This is a genomic window from Fusicatenibacter sp. (genome assembly GCF_050872605.1).
Taxonomy (GTDB): Bacteria; Bacillota; Clostridia; order Lachnospirales; family Lachnospiraceae; genus Fusicatenibacter.
Map to the genome: position 1 here is coordinate 1 of NZ_JBNMHD010000024.1, position 18,112 is coordinate 18,112.

The following is an 18,112-nucleotide window of genomic DNA, read 5'->3' on the forward strand; positions in this document are numbered from 1 at the left end:
ATTATGCACAAGGAGGAAAACATCGGAGAGGTTGAGCTTGCGACGATGGCATTCGGCCAGTCCTTCCAGATCACGCCGATCCGCCTGGCGGCGACGGTCTCTGCGCTCGTCAACGGCGGAAAAATGGTGACGCCGCATGTCGCAACGGATGTGCTCGATGAAGAAGGAAATGTCGTAAAGCATCTGAAATTTCCGGAAAAAGAAGGGGTTCTTTCGGAAGAAACTTCCAGGACGGTGCGGGAAATTCTGGAAAGCGTCGTTTCGGAAGGGTCTGGAAAGAATGCGTACCTCGAGGGATATTCCATCGGCGGGAAGACGGCAACCTCGCAGACACTTCCGCGGAGCGCCAACCGCTATATTTCCTCATTCCTCGGCTTCACCCCGGCGGAGCATCCGACAGTGCTGGGGCTTTGCATTATCCGCAATCCGCAGGGCGTCTACTACGGCGGAACGATCTGCGCGCCGGTGATCCGCGATATCTTTTCCAATGTACTGCCATATTTAGGGATTGCAAAAGAAGGTTGCGAAACAGAACAAAAAGCTATATACTGAATAGGCTGGAGAAAATATTTTGACACGCCTGTTCCGTACACAATCCGTACAAAAAGGAAGAGGTGCGTCTATGAAAAGAGAAATGATCCTGCCGGTTCTTCTTTCCTTTGGCATCAGCCTGGCGCTGGGGCCGGTTCTGATCCCGTTTCTGCGAAAAGTCAAAGCGGGGCAGAAGGAGCGGGAAGAGGGTGTGCCGAGCCACCAGAAAAAAGCGGGAACCCCGACGATGGGCGGCGTGATGTTTCTGGCGGCGTTTACCGCAGTTTCCCTCCTTTTCCGGAAAGAGGGAGCGGAAGTGATTCCGGTGCTGTTTCTGACGCTTGGTTTTGGCCTGATCGGCTTTCTCGATGACTATCTGAAAGTCGTGCTGCACCGCAGCGACGGGCTGTACCCGAAGCAGAAAATGGCATTGCAGGCAGTGATTACAGCAGTCTTTCTGTGGTATCTGGCGCGTTTTTCCGGAATTTCCCTCCGGATGCGCATTCCGTTCCTTTCAGGCAAAGAGCTGGACGCAGGGATTTTTACGATTCCGTTTCTCGCCTTTGTGATTCTTGGAACGGTCAACGGTGTCAACTTTACCGACGGGCTTGACGGGCTGGCGGCGAGTGTGACGATTTTAAATGCTGTTTTCTTTTCCGTGGCGTCGATCGGCCTTGGAAACGGCGTTTCCCCGTCCTCGCTTGCGGTTATCGGGAGTCTGCTGGGGTTTCTGGTATTCAATGTATTTCCTGCCCGCGTCTTTATGGGCGATACCGGAAGTCTGGCGCTCGGCGGTTTTGTCTCGGGAATGGCGTGTTTCTTACGTCTCCCCTTATTTCTGCCGCTTGTGGGATTCATTTATATGATGGAGATTCTCTCCGTGATCCTGCAGGTGTCGTTTTTTAAGCTGACGAAGGGAAAGCGGATCTTCAAGATGACGCCGATCCATCACCATTTTGAGCTGATGGGCTGGTCGGAGACACAGATTGTGACGGTGTTTGCTACAATCACAGCGATATTATGCCTGATCGCATTGATGGGGCTTTAAAATATGGAGGTAATCAAACATGATTTTCGCAGGAAAAAAAGTACTGGTTTTCGGAACCGGAAAGAGTGGAATTGCAGCGGAGGATCTGCTGCACAAGAAAGGTGCTTCTGTCGTTCTTTACGATGGAAATGACAAACTCGAAAAAGAAGAAATCTTAAAAAAATTAGAGAGCCGTGACAGCGTGGAAGTTGTCTTAGGCGAGCTCCCGGAGGAGATGCTCGACAGCCTTGATCTTGTCGTTTTAAGCCCCGGCGTTCCGACGGATCTGCCGGTTGTCCTTAAAATGAAAGAAAAGGAGATCCCGGTCATCGGTGAGGTGGAGCTGGCGTATCAGGTAAGCCGCGGAAAAGTGCTTGCGATCACCGGTACCAACGGAAAAACCACTACAACATCGCTGCTCGGCGAGATCATGAAAGCATATCAGCCGGAAGTAAAAGTGGTCGGAAACATCGGAACCCCGTACACATCCGCAGCACTCGACACGACAGATGATACCGTAACGGTTGCCGAGATCAGCAGCTTCCAGCTGGAAACCATCAAAGAGTTCCATCCGGCGGCAAGTGCGATCACAAACATTACCGAGGATCATCTGAACCGCCATCACACGATGGAAGAGTATATCCGCGTGAAAGAGTGTATCACCGAAAATCAGACGATGGATGATCTCTGTGTGCTGAATTATGAGGACGAAATCCTGCGCCCGTTCGGCGAAAAACTGATGGCAGAGAAAAAAGTACAGGTGATGTACTTCTCGAGTCTGCGTGCGTTAAAGGACGGCATCTATTATCAGGACGGCGAAATCCGCATTGCAAAGAACGGCGCGACGGAGCTTCTGACCAGAACCGACGACTTAAAACTGCTCGGCTTACATAATTTTGAAAACGTCATGGTTGCTTCTGCGATGGCACTTCATGCAGGCGTGCCGATGGAAACTGTCCGCAAAGTCATTCAGGAGTTTGCAGGGGTAGAGCACCGCATCGAGTATGTCTGCGAGAAGGACGGCGTGGCATATTACAACGATTCCAAGGGAACGAATCCGGATGCGGCCATCAAAGGCATCCAGGCGATGAACCGCCCGACTCTGCTGATCGGCGGCGGCTACGACAAGCAGTCCACCTACGAAGAGTGGATTCAGGCATTCGATGGAAAGGTACGCTTCCTGGTTCTGATCGGAGATACGAAAGAGAAGATCGAAAAAGCGGCAAGAAGCGTCGGATTCAACGACATTATCATGGCAGACAATTTAAAAGAAGCCGTACAGATCTGCCACGACAAGGCAAATGCAGGGGATGCCGTTCTTCTGTCCCCGGCCTGCGCAAGCTGGGATCAGTTTAAGAGCTATGAGCAGCGCGGTGAGCTGTTTAAGGAGTACGTAAGAGCACTGTAAAAAGGTCATATCAAGAAAATATCCCGCATAAGCTGAAAAAGAGCGAACGGCGGGTGTGGCGCGGATGCAGAAGGAAAAAGAGAAAAAAATAGATGGGACGCTGCTGGTGACGGTATGGATTCTGCTGGGTCTTGGCCTTGTGATTCTGTACAGCGCCAGCGCGTATAACGGCCGGGTCAGATTCCATGACCCGGCTTATTATTTCAAAAAGCAGCTCTTTGCGAGTGCACTCGGTGTGATCGGTATGTATGCGGTCGCAAAGATGGATTACCGGCGGCTGTTTGCACTGGCACCGTGGTTCTATGCGGCTTCCCTTGCGCTCTCGACGGCGGTGCTCTTTTTCGGAAGTGAGTACAACGGCTCGAAGCGGTGGTTAAAGCTTGGCCCCTTATCGTTCCAGCCCTCGGAATTTGCCAAGATGGCGGTGATTCTCTTCCTGCCCTGGGTGATGGAGCACACGAAAGGCCGGTCCGACAGTCTCTGGTTTATGACAAAGGCGGTGCTGTGCACCCTGCCGATTGCAGCGCTTGTCGGAAGCAATAACTTAAGTACGGCGATTATTCTGCTCGGAATCTGTGCGTTTCTGATTTTTATTTCACATCCGGGCTACCTGCCGTTTCTCGGAATCGGAGGCGCCGGCATCGGGTTTATTGCCGTTTTTCTGATGATGGAGAGCTACCGCCTCGAACGCCTTGCCATCTGGCGCAACCCGGAGGCGTACGAGAAGGGGTTCCAGACCATTCAGGGACTTTATGCGATCGGCAGCGGGAGAATCTTTGGCTGCGGGCTTGGAAAAGGCCTGCAGAAGCTCGGCTTTGTGCCGGAAGCACAGAATGATATGATCTTTTCGATTATCTGTGAGGAGGGCGGACTCTTCGGCGCCTGCCTGGTGATCGCCGTGTTTGCGGTGCTGATCTGGCGCCTGATGGTCATTTCGATCCATGCGCGGGATCTTGGCGGAGCACTCATTGCGGGCGGAATTATGGGGCATATTGCGCTTCAGGTGATTTTAAATATTGCGGTTGTAACGAATACGATTCCGAATACCGGCATTACGCTGCCTTTTATCAGTTACGGCGGCACCTCCGTGCTGTTTCTGCTCGGCGAGATGGGGCTTGCCCTGTCGGTCTCGAGGGACACCGATTAAAAAGGCGGAAAAGCGCTGCAGAACGGGAACAAAACGGGAGTGTAATGCATACCGTAAAAAGAGAGGCCGGATGGGAGAGAACAGGTGGGAGTATATCAGATTCTCGGCGGAAGGCGGCTTTGCGGAACGGTAACAGTCCAGGGTTCCAAAAATGCCGTTCTTCCCATGATCGCGGCGGCGGTTCTGACAAAAGAGGAGGTCGTGCTGGAAGGCTGCCCGAAGATTTCCGATGTGGAGGATATGGCGGAGATTGTAAGAAGCCTTGGCGGAACAGTCTGGTGGGAGAGGAATGCGCTCCACCTGAACTGTGAAAAGATCGAAAAAAGCCGTGTGGAGGGAGCGCTTTCGAAGAGACTGCGCGCCTCTCTTTTGTTTCTGGGAAGTCTTCTTGCAAGGACAGGAGAGGCATACCTTGCAGGGGCCGGCGGCTGCCGGATCGGAAAGCGGCCGACGGACCTGCATCAGAGGGCAATGGAGCTTCTGGGAGCCGAGGTCTCCGAGGAGGACGGCACCATTCGGGCAAAGGCAGATCATCCGAAAGGAGCCGTGCTCTGCTTTCCGAAAAAGAGCGTCGGGGCGACGGAAAATGCGGTTCTTTTTGCTGTCGGAGCGGAAGGTGCAACAAGGCTGGAGCACTGTGCGCGGGAGCCGGAAGTGGTTCATCTCTGCCGGTTTCTTAAGGCCATGGGAGCGGAGATTACCGGTGAGGGGACGGAGCAGATTACCGTTTACGGAAGGCAGGGAAAGGGTCTGCTGTCCGGCTGCCGGTACCGTGTTCCGGGTGACCGGATCGCGGCAGGGACGTATCTTCTGATGGGCGCGGCGACGCGGGGGCACCTGACGCTTTCCGGCGCGCCGCTGGACGAAATGGGGGCGGTTCTGTCTCTCTATCAGAAAATAGGTGGACAATATACAAGGAAGAGTGGTACACTGGTAGCAGACAGCCAAAACGTGCAGCATGCTGTTCCGTACGTGGAGACAGAGGAATATCCCGGTTTTCCGACGGATCTGCAGTCGCTGTATCTGGCGGCAGCGATGACGCTGGAAGGAAAAAGCTGTATCTGTGAAAAAGTATTTGAGGACCGCCTCCGGACGGCAGAGGAGCTGCAGAAAATGGGCGGTACGCTGCAGATCTGCGGGAAATGGCTGACGGCCGAAAAAAGCCGTCTGCATGGTGCAGAAGTTGTTTCCCAGGATCTTCGGGGCGGCGCGGCACTCGTATCGGCGGCGCTTGCCGCAGAAGGATTTTCCACAATCCGGCAGACAGAACTGATTGAGCGGGGGTATGAACGGTTTCCAGAAACGCTCCGGGAACTCGGAGCCAAGATTATCGTAGAAAAAGAAATATGAGACAGAAAAAAAACAGAAAAAAGAAGAAAAACAGAAAAATACGGATTCTGACCGGGGTGGTGCTTGGCGTCGGCCTTGCAGGTGCCTTGTTTTTTAATGTGTTCAAAATCCGCAATATCCAGGTGGCGGGGAACACCCGGTATACAAAAGATGAAATCAAAGAGATGGTCGCGGACGACAAGTGGATGAAAAACACGGTGCTTCTTACGACGTTTCATTCGAAGGTTGATATGAGCGATATTCCTTTTATGAACTCTGTAGAGTTTACGTTTGTAAGCTATGACACCATCTGCATCCAGGTAAATGAGAAAAAAGTGGTCGGTTATGTCGAGTACGAAGGCCAGAAGGTCTATTTTGACAAGAACGGCATCGTGCTGGAGTGCGTGGACGAGGAGCAGGAAACACCTGCGGAGGGTGAGTCTTCCGACGGAACCGCCTCCGATGGAACGAGTGCGGATGGATCCCTTACGAGTGAGCCGCTTGCATCCGAAAGCGTATCATCCGATGGCACAGCATCCGAAAGCAGTACGTCCGACGGTGCGCTCTCGGCGGATACGATTAAAAGTGCACGTGTGACAACGGCAGATTTTCAGCCGACCCTTTCCGATGTTCCGCTTGTAACCGGTCTTACGTTTGACTATGTGACCGTGAACGAGCAGCTCCCGGTTGAAAAACCGGCAGTTTTCCGCACCATGCTTGCACTTACGAGAATGACGGAGAAATACAATATCACGCCGGACAGTGTGGAATTTAATGAGAACAGCGAAATTATTCTGCATTACTATGATACCGTGCGGATTCTGCTTGGAACCGATACGGCGTTAGAAGAAAAGATGACGCGCGTAGCAGCAATCCTGCCGAGCCTTTCCGGTCTTTCCGGAGAACTCCATATGGAGGATTACAAGGACGGCGACAGTAGCTTTGTCTTCTCGAAAGATGTATAAGAGGAAAGGAAAGCCGTCAAAAAAACGCAATAATCCTGAATTTTTTATGAAATACGAAAAAAACAGTTGATTATTTTCCGAAGAAATTATATTATATCTTTATGTATGACCATCAGAATATCAGACTATTTTGAGATAGACAGCAGTTCACAATCAAAAGGAGGAAGTTGAAATTGTTAGAGATCATGACAAATGAGGCAGAATCATCTGCAAAGATTATCGTAATCGGTGTAGGTGGTGCAGGAAATAATGCTGTAAATAGAATGGTGGAGGAATCCATCGGCGGCGTTGAATTCGTTGGAATCAACACCGATAAACAGGCGCTGACCCTCTGTAAGGCACCTACCATTCTCCAGATCGGCGAGAAGCTGACCAAGGGACTGGGCGCAGGAGCAAAACCTGAGGTTGGAGAGAAAGCAGCCGAGGAGAGCATTGAAGAGCTCAAACAGATCATGGAAGGCGCTGATATGGTATTCGTCACCTGCGGTATGGGCGGCGGAACCGGAACAGGTGCAGCACCGGTTGTAGCAGGCGTTGCAAAAGAAATGGGCATTCTGACCGTCGGCGTTGTAACAAAACCGTTCAAATTCGAGGCAAGAACCCGTATGAGCAATGCGCTGATGGGAATCGAAAAACTCGAGGAAAACGTAGATACCCTGATCGTGATCCCGAACGACAAACTTCTTGAAATCGTAGACCGCCGGACAACCATGCCGGAGGCATTAAAGAAAGCAGACGAGGTTCTGCAGCAGGCCGTACAGGGCATCACAGACCTGATCAACCTGCCGGCACTCATCAACCTCGACTTCGCAGATGTTCAGACCGTTATGACCGACAAGGGTATCGCCCACATCGGTATCGGTGAGGCAAAGGGCGACGACAAAGCACTCGAGGCTGTACAGCAGGCTGTTTCCAGTCCGCTGCTTGAGACCACCATCGAGGGTGCAAGCCACGTTATCATCAACATTTCCGGAGATATCTCCCTTATGGATGCAAACGATGCTGCAAGCTACGTACAGAATCTGGCTGGAGAGGATGCAAACATCATCTTCGGTGCTATGTATGATGATTCTGTTACCGATACAGCGAAGATCACCGTTATCGCAACAGGCCTCAACGATGCAACTGCGAAACAGGCAAGCGTATCCCGCAAAGAGCCGGCAGATGCAAGAAAGAGCGCATTTTCCAGCAGCAGTTTCTCTGCACAGGCAGCCGCTCCGGTACACACTGCTCCGAAAGCTTCCGCTCCGGTACAGCCGCAGCCACAGGTTCAGGTGCAGCCGCAGGTACAGGCTCAGCAGACCGTGACAAGCAATGTTCCGAAAAAGGACATCCAGATCCCGGATTTCTTAAGAAACCGCAGATAAGCAAAGAATAATAAGTAAATAACGAATTTGCCTCGACACGCCGCAGACCGAAAATGTTGCGGCGTGTCGAAGTTTGTTGATCAAAAAAGAAGGTCATTCTTCCGAAAACGACAAAAAATTCACCCCCTTCCGTCTATAATAGGGTCTGTTAGAAATTCAGACCATGCAAAAGGCGCAGGGGGTGTTTTTTTGCACTATGAGATCTTTCTGGATCTTCTCTTTGCAGAGAATCTTCTGCTGAATTATACTATTCTGCGCCTTTCCTCCTTTCTTCTGAAACGATCTGCCACGCGAAGAAGGAGTTTTGCGGCAGCCGCGCTCGGCGCCGGTTATGCGGTGCTGTATGCCGTGCTTGCACGGTATCTGCCGGGTGCGCTGCTCGCCCTGGTCGGAATCGGAATTACAACAGGGATGGTGAAATCTGGCTGCAGAATCACGACAGTACGGGATCTTGCGGTGGGAATGGCAGGCTATATACTGTCCGGTTTTCTGATCGGCAGTGCATACCGCCTGTTCCGGGAGCTGATGCCGGGAAGGGGAATTTTACTTTTCTTCTTTTCCGGGAGTGCCGCATATGCGGGAACGCTCCTCCTGCTGAAGATCCGAAAGGAGATGCTCCTGGAACACGCCAGGCAGGTTACGGTACAGCTTGTGCAGAATGGGAAATGGAAAAAAGTAAAAGGACTGTACGACACGGGCAATACTTTGCGGGATGCCACAACCAAAAAGCCGGTCTCGGTCGTACCGTACACTGTGATACTCGAATTGTTCCCGGACGAAATGCGGACAGGGATTGCGGCGCTTGCAAGGCACGAGACGGTGCCGGAGCCGGAACGGCTTCTTGCGCTGCAGCCCCGTTACATACCGTTTCGCGGACTGGAAGGCCGGGGCTTTCTGCCGGTGATCCGGATCTCGGAAATGATTCTTGTGACAGAACATACAGCCAGGCACATAAGCGGACCGCTGATTGCGCTTGGCGGAGAAAATAGTTCATCTCCCAGGGGCTATGAAATAATTTTGCATCCAGATCTCATGGAAGGACAGGAGGAATGAAGTATGCTGCAGGCTGCACTGCCAAACGGATTCCGGCTTCGTATGCTGCCGCGGTCCGTACCGGCTGTATTTCGTCAGACAGGGGAGATTTTCTATATCGGAGGCGCAGACGTTCTCCCGGCGCCTCTGGAGGGTCAGGCGGAGGCGGACGCGATCGCCGGGCTTTCCGATCCGGAAAACGAGACGGCGAGGAGCGAGCTGATCGAACACAATCTGCGTCTCGTCGTCTACATTGCACAGAAATTTGACAACACGGGAGTCGGTGTGGAGGATCTGATCTCGATTGGGACGATCGGCCTCATCAAGGCGATCAACACGTTCAATCCGGAGAAAAAGATCAAGCTCGCCACGTACGCGTCCCGGTGCATTGAGAACGAGATTCTGATGTATCTGCGGAGAAACAACAAGACGCGCATGGAAGTTTCGATTGATGAGCCGCTCAATGTGGACTGGGATGGAAATGAACTGCTTTTGTCCGATATCCTCGGAACGGAGGAGGATGTGATTTACCAGGGACTCGAGCAGGAGGCGGAACACCGTGTGCTCGGAAGTGCGATCAGTAAGCTTTCGGAGCGGGAGCAGGTGATTGTGAAGCTCCGGTTCGGCATCAATATGCCGGAGGGACGGGAGAAAACGCAGAAGGAAGTTGCGGATCTTCTCGGGATTTCCCAGTCGTATATCTCGCGGCTGGAAAAACGGATTATGAAACGGCTGCGGAAAGAGATTGCGCGGTATGAATAGAGAATAAATAGGAATTGAGAATAGAACAATGCCCTGCCCGGAAGAAACAAAAAAGGTTTCTGCCCGGGCAGGGCATTGCCGGTCATCGGTTAAAAAGGGTTACAGCGTCTCAAACCGGCATACGGTGCAGGCATGCGGAGCAAGCGCTGCAGAGAAACTGCCGTTTAAAGTGAGCTTTTCGCCGCAGCAATTGCTTGTTTTTTTCTGATAAGAAAAGTATAATAGAGAGCATAGTGCAAAACAAGAAGACAAACCGGATAAAAGAGGTGATTTTTTGATGGAAGATTGGAAAAGTTTTCCGTCATCATATGGGAATTTCACCATCGTCGTACCGGAAAGAACGGCAGAACGGTGCCGTCTGAAATCTGAGTTTTGTACAAAGAAATAAAGGGAGGAAACAAAACAAATGGAACGAGAAACATTCCAATCGCGCCTTGGCTTTCTTCTGCTTTCGGCAGGATGTGCCATCGGCATCGGAAATGTATGGAAATTTCCGTACATGGTAGGAAACAACGGAGGCGGCATTTTCGTGCTGTTTTACCTGCTGTTTCTTGCCATCATGGGAGTTCCGATTCTGTCGATGGAGCTTGCCATCGGAAGAGGAAGCAAAAAGAGTACCGTGCGCGCGTATGGGGAACTGGAAAAGAAAGGCCAGAAGTGGCATATCCACGGATACGTTGCCCTCATCGGAAACTACCTGCTGATGATGTTCTACACCGTCGTTGCAGGCTGGATGCTGTACTATTTCTACGGCTTTTTAACCGGAAAATTCAGCGGCCTGACAGGCGATGCCGTAACCGGAAAATTCAACGAGATGCTTTCATCTCCGTCGATTCTTGTCATTACCATGCTGATTATTACAATTGCAGGCTTTCTGATCTGTTCGGTGGGTCTGCAGAACGGCGTGGAGCGTGTCACAAAGGTGATGATGATCGTGCTGATGGTCATCATGATTTTCCTTGCGGTTTACAGCTTTACGATGCCGGGTGCCAAAGAGGGAATGAAATTCTATCTGGTGCCGGATATGCAGCAGATCGAACAGGTGGGACTGTTCCACATTATCACAAACGCGATGAGCCAGGCATTTTTTACGCTGAGCCTTGGTATCGGCGCGATGCTGATTTTCGGTAGCTACTTAAACGGCGGAAAATCCCTGCTCGGCGAGTCAGTCAGCATTGCAGCGCTCGATACGTTTGTAGCGATTACCGCAGGCCTCATCATTTTCCCGGCGTGCTTCTCCTACAACGTACAGCCGGACAGCGGCCCGAAGCTGATCTTTATGACGCTGCCGCACATTTTCACCTCGATGAAGGGCGGACGGATTTTCGGAAGCTTTTTCTTCCTGTTCCTGTTCTTTGCAGCGCTGTCCACCATCATCGCTGTATTTGAGAATATCATGTGCTGCTTTTCCGAGATTTTCGGCGTTTCCAGAAAACAGTCAGCCATCATCAACTGCATTCTGGTGATCTTAGGATCTCTGCCGTGTGCACTCGGCTACAACGTGTGGTCCGGATTCCAGCCGCTCGGCGCAGGAAGCACCGTTCTTGATCTTGAGGACTTTATCGTCAGCAATCTTCTGCTGCCGGTCGGCTCTCTGATTTACCTTCTGTTCTGTACTTCAAAATGGGGCTGGGGCTTCAAAAACTACCAGGCAGAGGCAAATAAGGGCGAGGGCCTGAAAGTGCCGGACTGGGTACGGGTTTATCTTTCCTACATTCTGCCGTTGCTCCTTCTTGTATTGATTGTTCAGGGCCTGATTGGATAAAAAGGTCAATATCAGGCAAAAAAAAGATAAGAAAAGAACTGGAAAAAAAGCAGCAGATACGAGATAATAGAATACAAGAAACCAGTTATGTGCCGGGACCTGGAAGTTCATTCAGGTGTTCCGGCACACGTTGGATAGAAAAGAATACAGGTGAAAGGGGAACAACATGGGAAAATTTACACCACTCGATTTTGAAAAATATGCAGCGCTTGCCCGCCAGGCAGCAGCAGAGGGCTGCGTTCTTCTGAAAAATGACAACGAGGCACTCCCGCTTCAGAAAGGGGATAAAGTAGCTGTTTTCGGAAGAATTGCATTCCACTATTACAAGAGCGGACTTGGCTCCGGCGGACTCGTCAACACCAAATATGTGGTCGGCATTCTGGATGCCTTAAAAGAAGAAAAAGACATCACACTCGATGAGAACCTTCTTGGAACGTATGAGAAATGGATCGAAGAAAATCCGTACGATGAAGGCCAGGGCTGGGGAAAAGTGCCGTGGTCCCAGAAAGAGATGGAGCTGACCGACGAGATCGTGGAGAGCGCAAAAGGCGCCGATGCAGCCATTGTTGTCGTAGGCCGTACCGCAGGTGAGGATCAGGATAACAAAAACGAGGCAGGCAGCTATCTCTTAACCGATACCGAAAAAGAGATGGTAGAAAAAGTCAGCAAAGCATTTGCAAGAACCATTGTTGTGCTGAATGTCGGAAACATCATCGATATGAAATGGGTGAAAGAGTGCAATCCGGCAGCCGTTCTCTACGTATGGCAGGGCGGCCAGGAAGGCGGAAACGGTGTTGCCGATGTACTGATGGGAAGAGTCAATCCGTGCGGTAAGCTGACCGACACGATTGCAGAGAATATCGAGGACTATCCGTCCACAAGCTGCTTCGGCGATCTGACCCGCAACGAGTACAAAGAGGATATCTACGTCGGATACCGCTACTTTGAGACCTTTGCAAAAGAGAAAGTATTATATCCGTTCGGTTTTGGTCTTTCCTATACGACCTTTGCCGTGACCGCAGAGGCAGAAGAGAAAGATGCTGACAATGTAACCGTAACAGCAACCGTTGAAAATACCGGCAAAACGGATGGTAAAGAGGTTGTCCAGGTTTATGTAAAAGCTCCGCAGGGCGTTCTTGGAAAACCGTCCCGTGCACTCGTCGGTTTTGCAAAGACCGGTGTTCTTGCACCAGGCGCAAAAGAGACTCTGACGATCGATGTGACCAAAGAGAGCTTTGCATCCTACGATGACAGCGGTGCAACCGGCCACAAATCCTGCTACGTACTCGAAGAGGGCAGTTATGAGTTCTACGTCGGAAGCGATGTCAGAAGCGCAGCCTTTGCCGGTGCATACGAGCAGCCGTTCAAAGTGGTTGAGACCCTGACCGAGGCCATGGCTCCGGTAGAAGCATTTGAGCGCATGAAAGCTGTTCCGGGCGAAGACGGAACGTTAAAACCGGGATATGAGGCAGCTCCTCTGCGCGCCGTAGATCCGATCGAGCGCATGAAAGAAAACCGCATGGAGCCGATCACCTATACCGGTGACAAAGGCTACAAGCTCGGTGATGTCCTGGATAAGAAAGTAACGATGGAAGAGTTCGTGGCACAGCTTTCCGATGAAGATCTGATCTGCATCTTCCGCGGCGAGGGCATGTGCAGCCCGAAGGTTACTCCGGGAACCGCAGCAGCATTCGGCGGTCTGACACCGGAACTGCAGAAATTCGGTATTCCGGCAGCCTGCTGTACCGACGGCCCGTCCGGACTCCGCTTTGACTGCGGAACGAGAGCTTTCTCCATGCCGAACGGAACCCTGCTTGGCTGTACGTTTGACCTTCCGCTTGTAGAAGATCTGTACGAGATGGCAGGACGTGAGATGAGACAGAACCGTGTCGATGCCCTGCTCGGACCTGGCATGAATATCCACAGAAACCCGCTGAACGGCCGTAACTTCGAGTATATCTCCGAGGATCCGTACCTGACCGGATGGATCAGTGCCGTACAGATTCTTGGTATGGAAAAATCCGATGTAACCGGAACCATCAAACACTTCTGTGCAAATAACCAGGAGTCCAACCGAAATCATGTGGACGCCGTTGTTTCCGAGCGTGCCCTGCGTGAGATCTATCTGAAGGGATATGAAATCGCAGTCAAAGAAGGCGGCGCAAGATCCATCATGAGCACTTACGGACCGGTCAACGGCATCTGGACTGCAGGAAATTACGATCTGCTGACCACGATTCTGCGCGGTGAGTGGAACTATAACGGCTTCGTTATGACCGACTGGTGGGCAATGTCGAACCGCGAGGGATATGAAGCAACCAGAACAACCCATGCACCGATGGTATCCGCCGGAAACGATGTATTCATGGTATGCACCGACTGCTCCGATATGGGACAGGACGATGTAAAAGAAGCACTGGAAAACGGCGAGATCACAAGAGGCGACCTGCAGAGAAATGCGATGAATGTTCTGCATTTCATCCTTGGAACTCCAAGCATCTTACGATTCTTGGACCGCATCAGCGAGGAAGAGAAAGAAGCACAGGAGCAGATGGGCGACAACGATTTTGTTGCAGCAGACCTTGTAACATACGAGGCAGATCCGGCAACGGGAGATGTTGTGATTGATGCATCCGCATGGAATACGAAAAAAGGCAACAGCGAAGTATGCGGCGTTACGATTCTGGCTGACAAGATGGGAACGTACGATATCGAAATCGAGATGAAATCCGATCTGGAAGACCTCGCACAGCTGCCGGTAACCGTGTACATCGACAATATCGTAAAAACCGTGATCAGCATCCGTGGAACAAAGGGTGAGTGGATCAAAGAGACGAGAGACCTTGGTTTCTTCTTCGGCCCGAACCACTACCTGAAGCTGTACTTCGGTGCAAATGGCCTGGAGCTTGGAAAGATCCGCCTGAAGTTAAGAGAAGGCATGGAAGTACTGAGCAAACACGAGGAATAAATAAAAAAAGAAATACAGAGAAAAACCGGAACCCGGGAGCCGCTGTCTGGAAGCGGTGCCGGGTTCCGGTTTTTCGTATGAAAGAAGATTTTTATGGAAGAAGCTGTTTTTTAGTGAAGCTCGTCCTCATCCACATCAATCACATTGTCATCGTGCAGGATTTTCTGCTGGTTGATCTCGGTCTGGATGACATTTTTGATCCGGCGTTTTGCGCGGCCCATGTAGTAGGTGGTGACAAGATCGGAAATGCCGCTGTAGATAAGGCAGATACCGATGAAAATGTTGGTAGTGGCAACAGCATCAAACGGATTCGTGCAGATGATGATGCCGAGAACGCTGGTTAACAGAGCCAGCAGAAATTCGAGCCACCATTTTTCCAGACCTGCTTTTTTGAGGTTGAATGCTTTCTGAATGCTGAGCAGTCCGTTTGCCAGAAGGATGATACCGATGACAACCGGAATGAATGCGATCACAAGGTCACTCTCAAAGATAACGAAGCAGCCGAACAGAATCAGCACCAGGGCAACGAACAGATCGTAGCGGAAGAAAAACGGTTCGCCGCGGCTTGTAATGTAGCGGATCAGCGCAACAACGCCGCCGAACAGGAGCAACGCTCCAGCGATATAACAGATCAGCAAACTCGTTTTTACGGGGTAGACGATCAGCACGATACCTAGTATAATAGAGACAGCGGCTGAAAGCAGGAAACTGTTTTTCACATCCTGAAAAAATTGTTTCATAAGGATTCTCCTTTCCACTTGAATGTGGTTTTTCGTTTGCTTTTATAGTAGCTTTTCAAAGCAGAAAAAGCAATGGACAAATTGAAAAAAATGTACGAAGAAATGGAATCGTGAAACGGAAGAAAGAGAGGGTAAAAAAGATGCAGGACGAACAGAAAAAGTTCCAGGAGAAGCTCTCCGAATTGCTGTCCTACGCCAGAAACCATGAAAATAAAGTAACGATGAAAGAAGTCAGAGACTTTTTTGAAGACTTTGCACTGGATGAGCAGAAAGTCACCTTTGTCTGCGAATATCTGACGATGGAGCAGGTCGATGTGGCAGATTATGAGCCGGGCGTCGTGCCGGAGGAGACCGAAAAAGAAAAGAAAAAACCGGAGTTTTCCGAGGAGGAGCTACGTGCCTTACAGCAGTATCTTGACGAACTGCCGGAGACAGAAACACCGTCGGAGGAAGAAACGGCAGAGCTTTACCGGAAAGCGGCAGAGGGAGATTCCCTTGCAAAGAGCATGCTCGTGCAGCTCTGGCTTCCGAAAGTTATTGAGACCGCAAAAGAAATGCACACCCGCGATTTCTTCCTGATGGATCTGGTGCAGGAGGGAAATGTCGGACTTTTAGTAGCGCTGGAGTCCGTTGTAAAAGCTGAGACGGCGGAGCAGGCGATTGATGCGGCTGTGCGTGAGACGATCAGCGATTTCATGGAAGAACACAGAGTTCAGAAACACAAGGACAATACTGTAGTCAATAAAGTAAACCGCTTAAAAGACGCCATCGAGGAACTCTCCGACGGCGATGACATGGATTTCAGTGTGGCAGAGCTTTCCGCGTATCTTGACATGTCCGTGGAAGAGATTGAGGATATTTTGCGGATTGCAGGCGAAGAGCCGTAAAAAAGGCTGGTATTTGCACAGAAACTGTGTGAATTAGCAATAAAACAAAAGCAAAGGAGAAAAATATAATGGTACATCATATTGTTATGTGGAAATTCAAACCGGAAGTAGAGGATGCAAAGAAACCGGAGCTGAAAAAAGCGATGGCAGAGAACCTGAAAAGCCTGGTCGGCAAAGTGCCGGGACTGTTGACGGTTGACTTTGTAGAAGCACCGCTTGCATCTTCCACCCATGATATGGCACTTGTTACAACCCTGGAAAAAGCAGAGGATGTAGCTGTTTATGCAAAACATCCGGAGCACGTAAAAGTAGCAGACACCTATGTACGTCCGTACACAACGGAGCGTGCGGCACTCGATTACGAAGAGTAAAAACAAGCACGGACTTTAGCTCGTTGCTCGTGTAAATAAAAAAGTATCCCGCTTCCCCAAAAGGAACGGGATACTTTTTTTGTGCCGGGAAGATCAATTCCTGATCTGGTGAATACGTTTCATTTAAGTGTTTTTCTGTTCTTCCTTCTGCAGTTCGTCAATTGTAAGCAGCAGCTCATCGATGGAAACCTCTTCGTCCTCCGGATCTTCTGTAAATTCTCTGACCAGTTCTTCGTACGTTCTTCTTCTGTGTTCCAGCGCTTTCCGCGACCGCTCCCGCCGGATGCGGCGGACATACCGCAGGCGGAGGACAAAGAGCAGAATCAGAACGAGAAGGACAAACGGTATCGCCAGAAAAACAGGATCTGCCTTCCGGATACGGGCAAAAAGGGATGCACCGGCCGAGGCAAGATGGCGGAACCAGGAAGCGGCATGCACAGTGCCTTTCCAGAACGCTGCGAAATGGGAAGCCACAGATGAGAAGGAAACCGTGGATGATGCCGGTGCTTTGGAAACGGCAGGTTCCGGTGTCTGGGTTATGGTCGGTGTTTCGGTCGGCGTCGCAGTGGCAGTCGGCGTCGGTGTCGCCGTCGAAACCGGCTCAAAGGTTACGGCAAGCGTATGGTCCGCCTGAACATCCGAAAAAGTATAGCTGTCCGGATATTCCGTTACCGGAAGATAGGAGCCGTCTACGGAGAGCTTTGCAAGCCGGTAGCCGGAATCCGCTGTGTAGGAAATCGTTTTTTCTTCCCCACGGGAAACGTCGCCGCTTTCCGAGACGGAACCGTGCTCCGCAGATGATGTGGAAATGTGGAACAGATACGGCACCCGTGTGCGGTACAGACGGAGAAGCCGGGTTCCATCGGATTTCTGCAGATTTACAATGGCAATAAATTCACCCGGATTCGTCTCGCAGAGTCCTTCCGGTTCGTTGGAGACAATATCGTCGGAAAAACCAAAATCAACAGCATCATCGGAAAGAAGCGTTTTCTGGGAAATCGAATACGTCTGAAGAAAATTTCCGATTCCGAGGTGCATCGTCAGCGGAAAGATGAAAAAAAGATCACCGGAAACACAGAGATCCTGAAAGTTTTCCATATAAAAATCAAAAGGATACGTTCCCCAGTCATCTACCACCTGAAAAGAAGCATCGAGAATTTTGAAACTGTAGCCGCCGTTCGTATCGGTCTGGATCAGATAGCCTCCTGTAGAGGGAAGATAGTCGATGCCGAGGATATTGTAGCTATCGGAAATCTGCACCCGCTCTTTCTGCTGCAGCGTATCTGGATCGAGACGGAAGATGCACCCGAAATTCGACGCATCGGGGCTGCTGTAGCCGCTGACCAGGATTTCATGTGTGACGGGATTGTATGCCATACCGTTGGCGTGCGCATAGTCCGCATCCTGCACCTGAAGTGCGAGCGAATACTGCGTGACGGGATTTCCATCCTTGTCGGTGTCATTTTTATAGTAGGCAGAGACCACATCGGAATCTGTCGTCAGATCGTTATAGTTTTCAATGCAGATGATATAGTCCTCTGTCGCGCAGACGGACTGTACCACGCCTGTGCTGCCAAGAAGCGGGTATTCTGCAACCATTTCCCAGGAAACGCCAGCAAATGGTGTATTGGAGGCAAAACCTGCCTGGCAGAGAATGGGGTGAGTCAGAAAGAGAAAAATGCCCAGAAAAAGGGCAAGAAAAAACCGGCCGGATTTCCTGCCGGTGGGAGATTTTATCGAAAAATTTGTAAATGCAAGCCGCATATGATGTGTAGGTCCTTTCTTACAGAAAAAAGGTGAACTTTTTCTGTCA

At 50.8% G+C, this 18,112-nt stretch carries 15 protein-coding genes; 13 read left to right on the top strand and 2 right to left on the bottom strand.

What is annotated here, in order from left to right:
- The 11 genes from ACY2VT_RS08505 to ACY2VT_RS08555 all read left to right on the top strand — a co-directional run.
- Positions 1–552: penicillin-binding transpeptidase domain-containing protein (locus ACY2VT_RS08505; protein WP_461879579.1), on the top strand; the 552-nt coding region annotated here is incomplete at its 5' end.
- A gap of 70 nt (positions 553–622) precedes the next feature.
- Entirely contained in the window at positions 623–1,579 is a 957-nt protein-coding gene (gene mraY, locus ACY2VT_RS08510; protein WP_461879580.1) for a phospho-N-acetylmuramoyl-pentapeptide-transferase, read from the top strand.
- A gap of 19 nt (positions 1,580–1,598) precedes the next feature.
- Positions 1,599–2,966 (top strand): UDP-N-acetylmuramoyl-L-alanine--D-glutamate ligase, encoded by a 1,368-nt coding sequence (gene murD / locus ACY2VT_RS08515; RefSeq protein WP_461879581.1) that lies wholly within the window; start codon positions 1,599–1,601, stop codon positions 2,964–2,966.
- A 64-nt stretch (positions 2,967–3,030) separates the two neighbouring features.
- On the top strand, positions 3,031–4,113 hold the full coding sequence (locus ACY2VT_RS08520; protein ID WP_461879582.1) for an FtsW/RodA/SpoVE family cell cycle protein: 1,083 nt from the start codon (positions 3,031–3,033) through the stop codon (positions 4,111–4,113).
- An 84-nt stretch (positions 4,114–4,197) separates the two neighbouring features.
- Positions 4,198–5,463, top strand: a complete 1,266-nt coding sequence (gene murA / locus ACY2VT_RS08525; protein ID WP_461879583.1) for a UDP-N-acetylglucosamine 1-carboxyvinyltransferase — start codon at positions 4,198–4,200, stop codon at positions 5,461–5,463.
- Complete coding sequence (locus tag ACY2VT_RS08530; RefSeq protein WP_461879585.1) at positions 5,460–6,407, top strand: cell division protein FtsQ/DivIB; 948 nt, start codon at positions 5,460–5,462, stop codon at positions 6,405–6,407. Before murA ends, ACY2VT_RS08530 begins: the two co-directional genes overlap by 4 nt.
- A gap of 185 nt (positions 6,408–6,592) precedes the next feature.
- Complete coding sequence (ftsZ, locus tag ACY2VT_RS08535; protein WP_118742063.1) at positions 6,593–7,774, top strand: cell division protein FtsZ; 1,182 nt, start codon at positions 6,593–6,595, stop codon at positions 7,772–7,774.
- 189 nt (positions 7,775–7,963) lie between these two features.
- Positions 7,964–8,827 carry a sigma-E processing peptidase SpoIIGA gene (locus ACY2VT_RS08540; RefSeq protein WP_461874177.1) on the top strand — a complete coding sequence of 288 codons (864 nt, stop codon included), beginning with the start codon at positions 7,964–7,966 and terminating at the stop codon, positions 8,825–8,827.
- A 42-nt stretch (positions 8,828–8,869) separates the two neighbouring features.
- Positions 8,870–9,568: an RNA polymerase sporulation sigma factor SigE gene (gene sigE, locus ACY2VT_RS08545; RefSeq protein WP_330378078.1), complete on the top strand. Its 699-nt coding sequence runs from the start codon at positions 8,870–8,872 to the stop codon at positions 9,566–9,568.
- 406 nt (positions 9,569–9,974) lie between these two features.
- Positions 9,975–11,333 (top strand): sodium-dependent transporter, encoded by a 1,359-nt coding sequence (locus tag ACY2VT_RS08550; protein ID WP_461879586.1) that lies wholly within the window; start codon positions 9,975–9,977, stop codon positions 11,331–11,333.
- A gap of 166 nt (positions 11,334–11,499) precedes the next feature.
- The gene (locus tag ACY2VT_RS08555; protein ID WP_461879587.1) at positions 11,500–14,301 is read left to right on the top strand and encodes a glycoside hydrolase family 3 protein; all 2,802 of its coding nucleotides are present in this window, start codon (positions 11,500–11,502) and stop codon (positions 14,299–14,301) included.
- Positions 14,302–14,411: 110 nt separating this feature from the next.
- On the opposite strand, the gene ACY2VT_RS08560 is transcribed toward ACY2VT_RS08555, so the two are convergent.
- Positions 14,412–15,041, bottom strand: a complete 630-nt coding sequence (locus ACY2VT_RS08560; protein ID WP_461874181.1) for an HdeD family acid-resistance protein — start codon at positions 15,039–15,041, stop codon at positions 14,412–14,414.
- Positions 15,042–15,181: 140 nt separating this feature from the next.
- Here ACY2VT_RS08560 and ACY2VT_RS08565 point away from each other — a divergent pair, with 140 nt between their 5' ends.
- The gene (locus tag ACY2VT_RS08565) at positions 15,182–15,928 is read left to right on the top strand and encodes an RNA polymerase sigma factor region1.1 domain-containing protein (RefSeq protein ID WP_022462611.1); all 747 of its coding nucleotides are present in this window, start codon (positions 15,182–15,184) and stop codon (positions 15,926–15,928) included.
- A gap of 68 nt (positions 15,929–15,996) precedes the next feature.
- Entirely contained in the window at positions 15,997–16,299 is a 303-nt protein-coding gene (locus tag ACY2VT_RS08570; RefSeq protein WP_022462610.1) for a Dabb family protein, read from the top strand.
- Positions 16,300–16,422: 123 nt separating this feature from the next.
- Here ACY2VT_RS08570 and ACY2VT_RS08575 read toward each other — a convergent pair whose 3' ends face one another.
- On the bottom strand, positions 16,423–17,898 hold the full coding sequence (locus tag ACY2VT_RS08575) for an InlB B-repeat-containing protein (RefSeq protein WP_461879588.1): 1,476 nt from the start codon (positions 17,896–17,898) through the stop codon (positions 16,423–16,425).
- Between the last annotated feature and the right edge of the window lie 214 nt (positions 17,899–18,112).

Coding starts and splice junctions, on each gene's coding strand:
- ACY2VT_RS08530 (WP_461879585.1), top strand. CDS start 5,460: ATGAGACAGAAAAAAAACAGAAAAAAGAAGAAAAACAGAAAAATACGG.
- murD (WP_461879581.1), top strand. CDS start 1,599: ATGATTTTCGCAGGAAAAAAAGTACTGGTTTTCGGAACCGGAAAGAGT.
- ACY2VT_RS08565 (WP_022462611.1), top strand. CDS start 15,182: ATGCAGGACGAACAGAAAAAGTTCCAGGAGAAGCTCTCCGAATTGCTG.
- sigE (WP_330378078.1), top strand. CDS start 8,870: ATGCTGCCGCGGTCCGTACCGGCTGTATTTCGTCAGACAGGGGAGATT.
- ACY2VT_RS08570 (WP_022462610.1), top strand. CDS start 15,997: ATGGTACATCATATTGTTATGTGGAAATTCAAACCGGAAGTAGAGGAT.
- ACY2VT_RS08560 (WP_461874181.1), bottom strand. CDS start 15,041: ATGAAACAATTTTTTCAGGATGTGAAAAACAGTTTCCTGCTTTCAGCC.
- ftsZ (WP_118742063.1), top strand. CDS start 6,593: ATGACAAATGAGGCAGAATCATCTGCAAAGATTATCGTAATCGGTGTA.
- mraY (WP_461879580.1), top strand. CDS start 623: ATGAAAAGAGAAATGATCCTGCCGGTTCTTCTTTCCTTTGGCATCAGC.
- ACY2VT_RS08520 (WP_461879582.1), top strand. CDS start 3,031: ATGCAGAAGGAAAAAGAGAAAAAAATAGATGGGACGCTGCTGGTGACG.
- ACY2VT_RS08575 (WP_461879588.1), bottom strand. CDS start 17,898: ATGGTTGCAGAATACCCGCTTCTTGGCAGCACAGGCGTGGTACAGTCC.
- ACY2VT_RS08550 (WP_461879586.1), top strand. CDS start 9,975: ATGGAACGAGAAACATTCCAATCGCGCCTTGGCTTTCTTCTGCTTTCG.
- ACY2VT_RS08555 (WP_461879587.1), top strand. CDS start 11,500: ATGGGAAAATTTACACCACTCGATTTTGAAAAATATGCAGCGCTTGCC.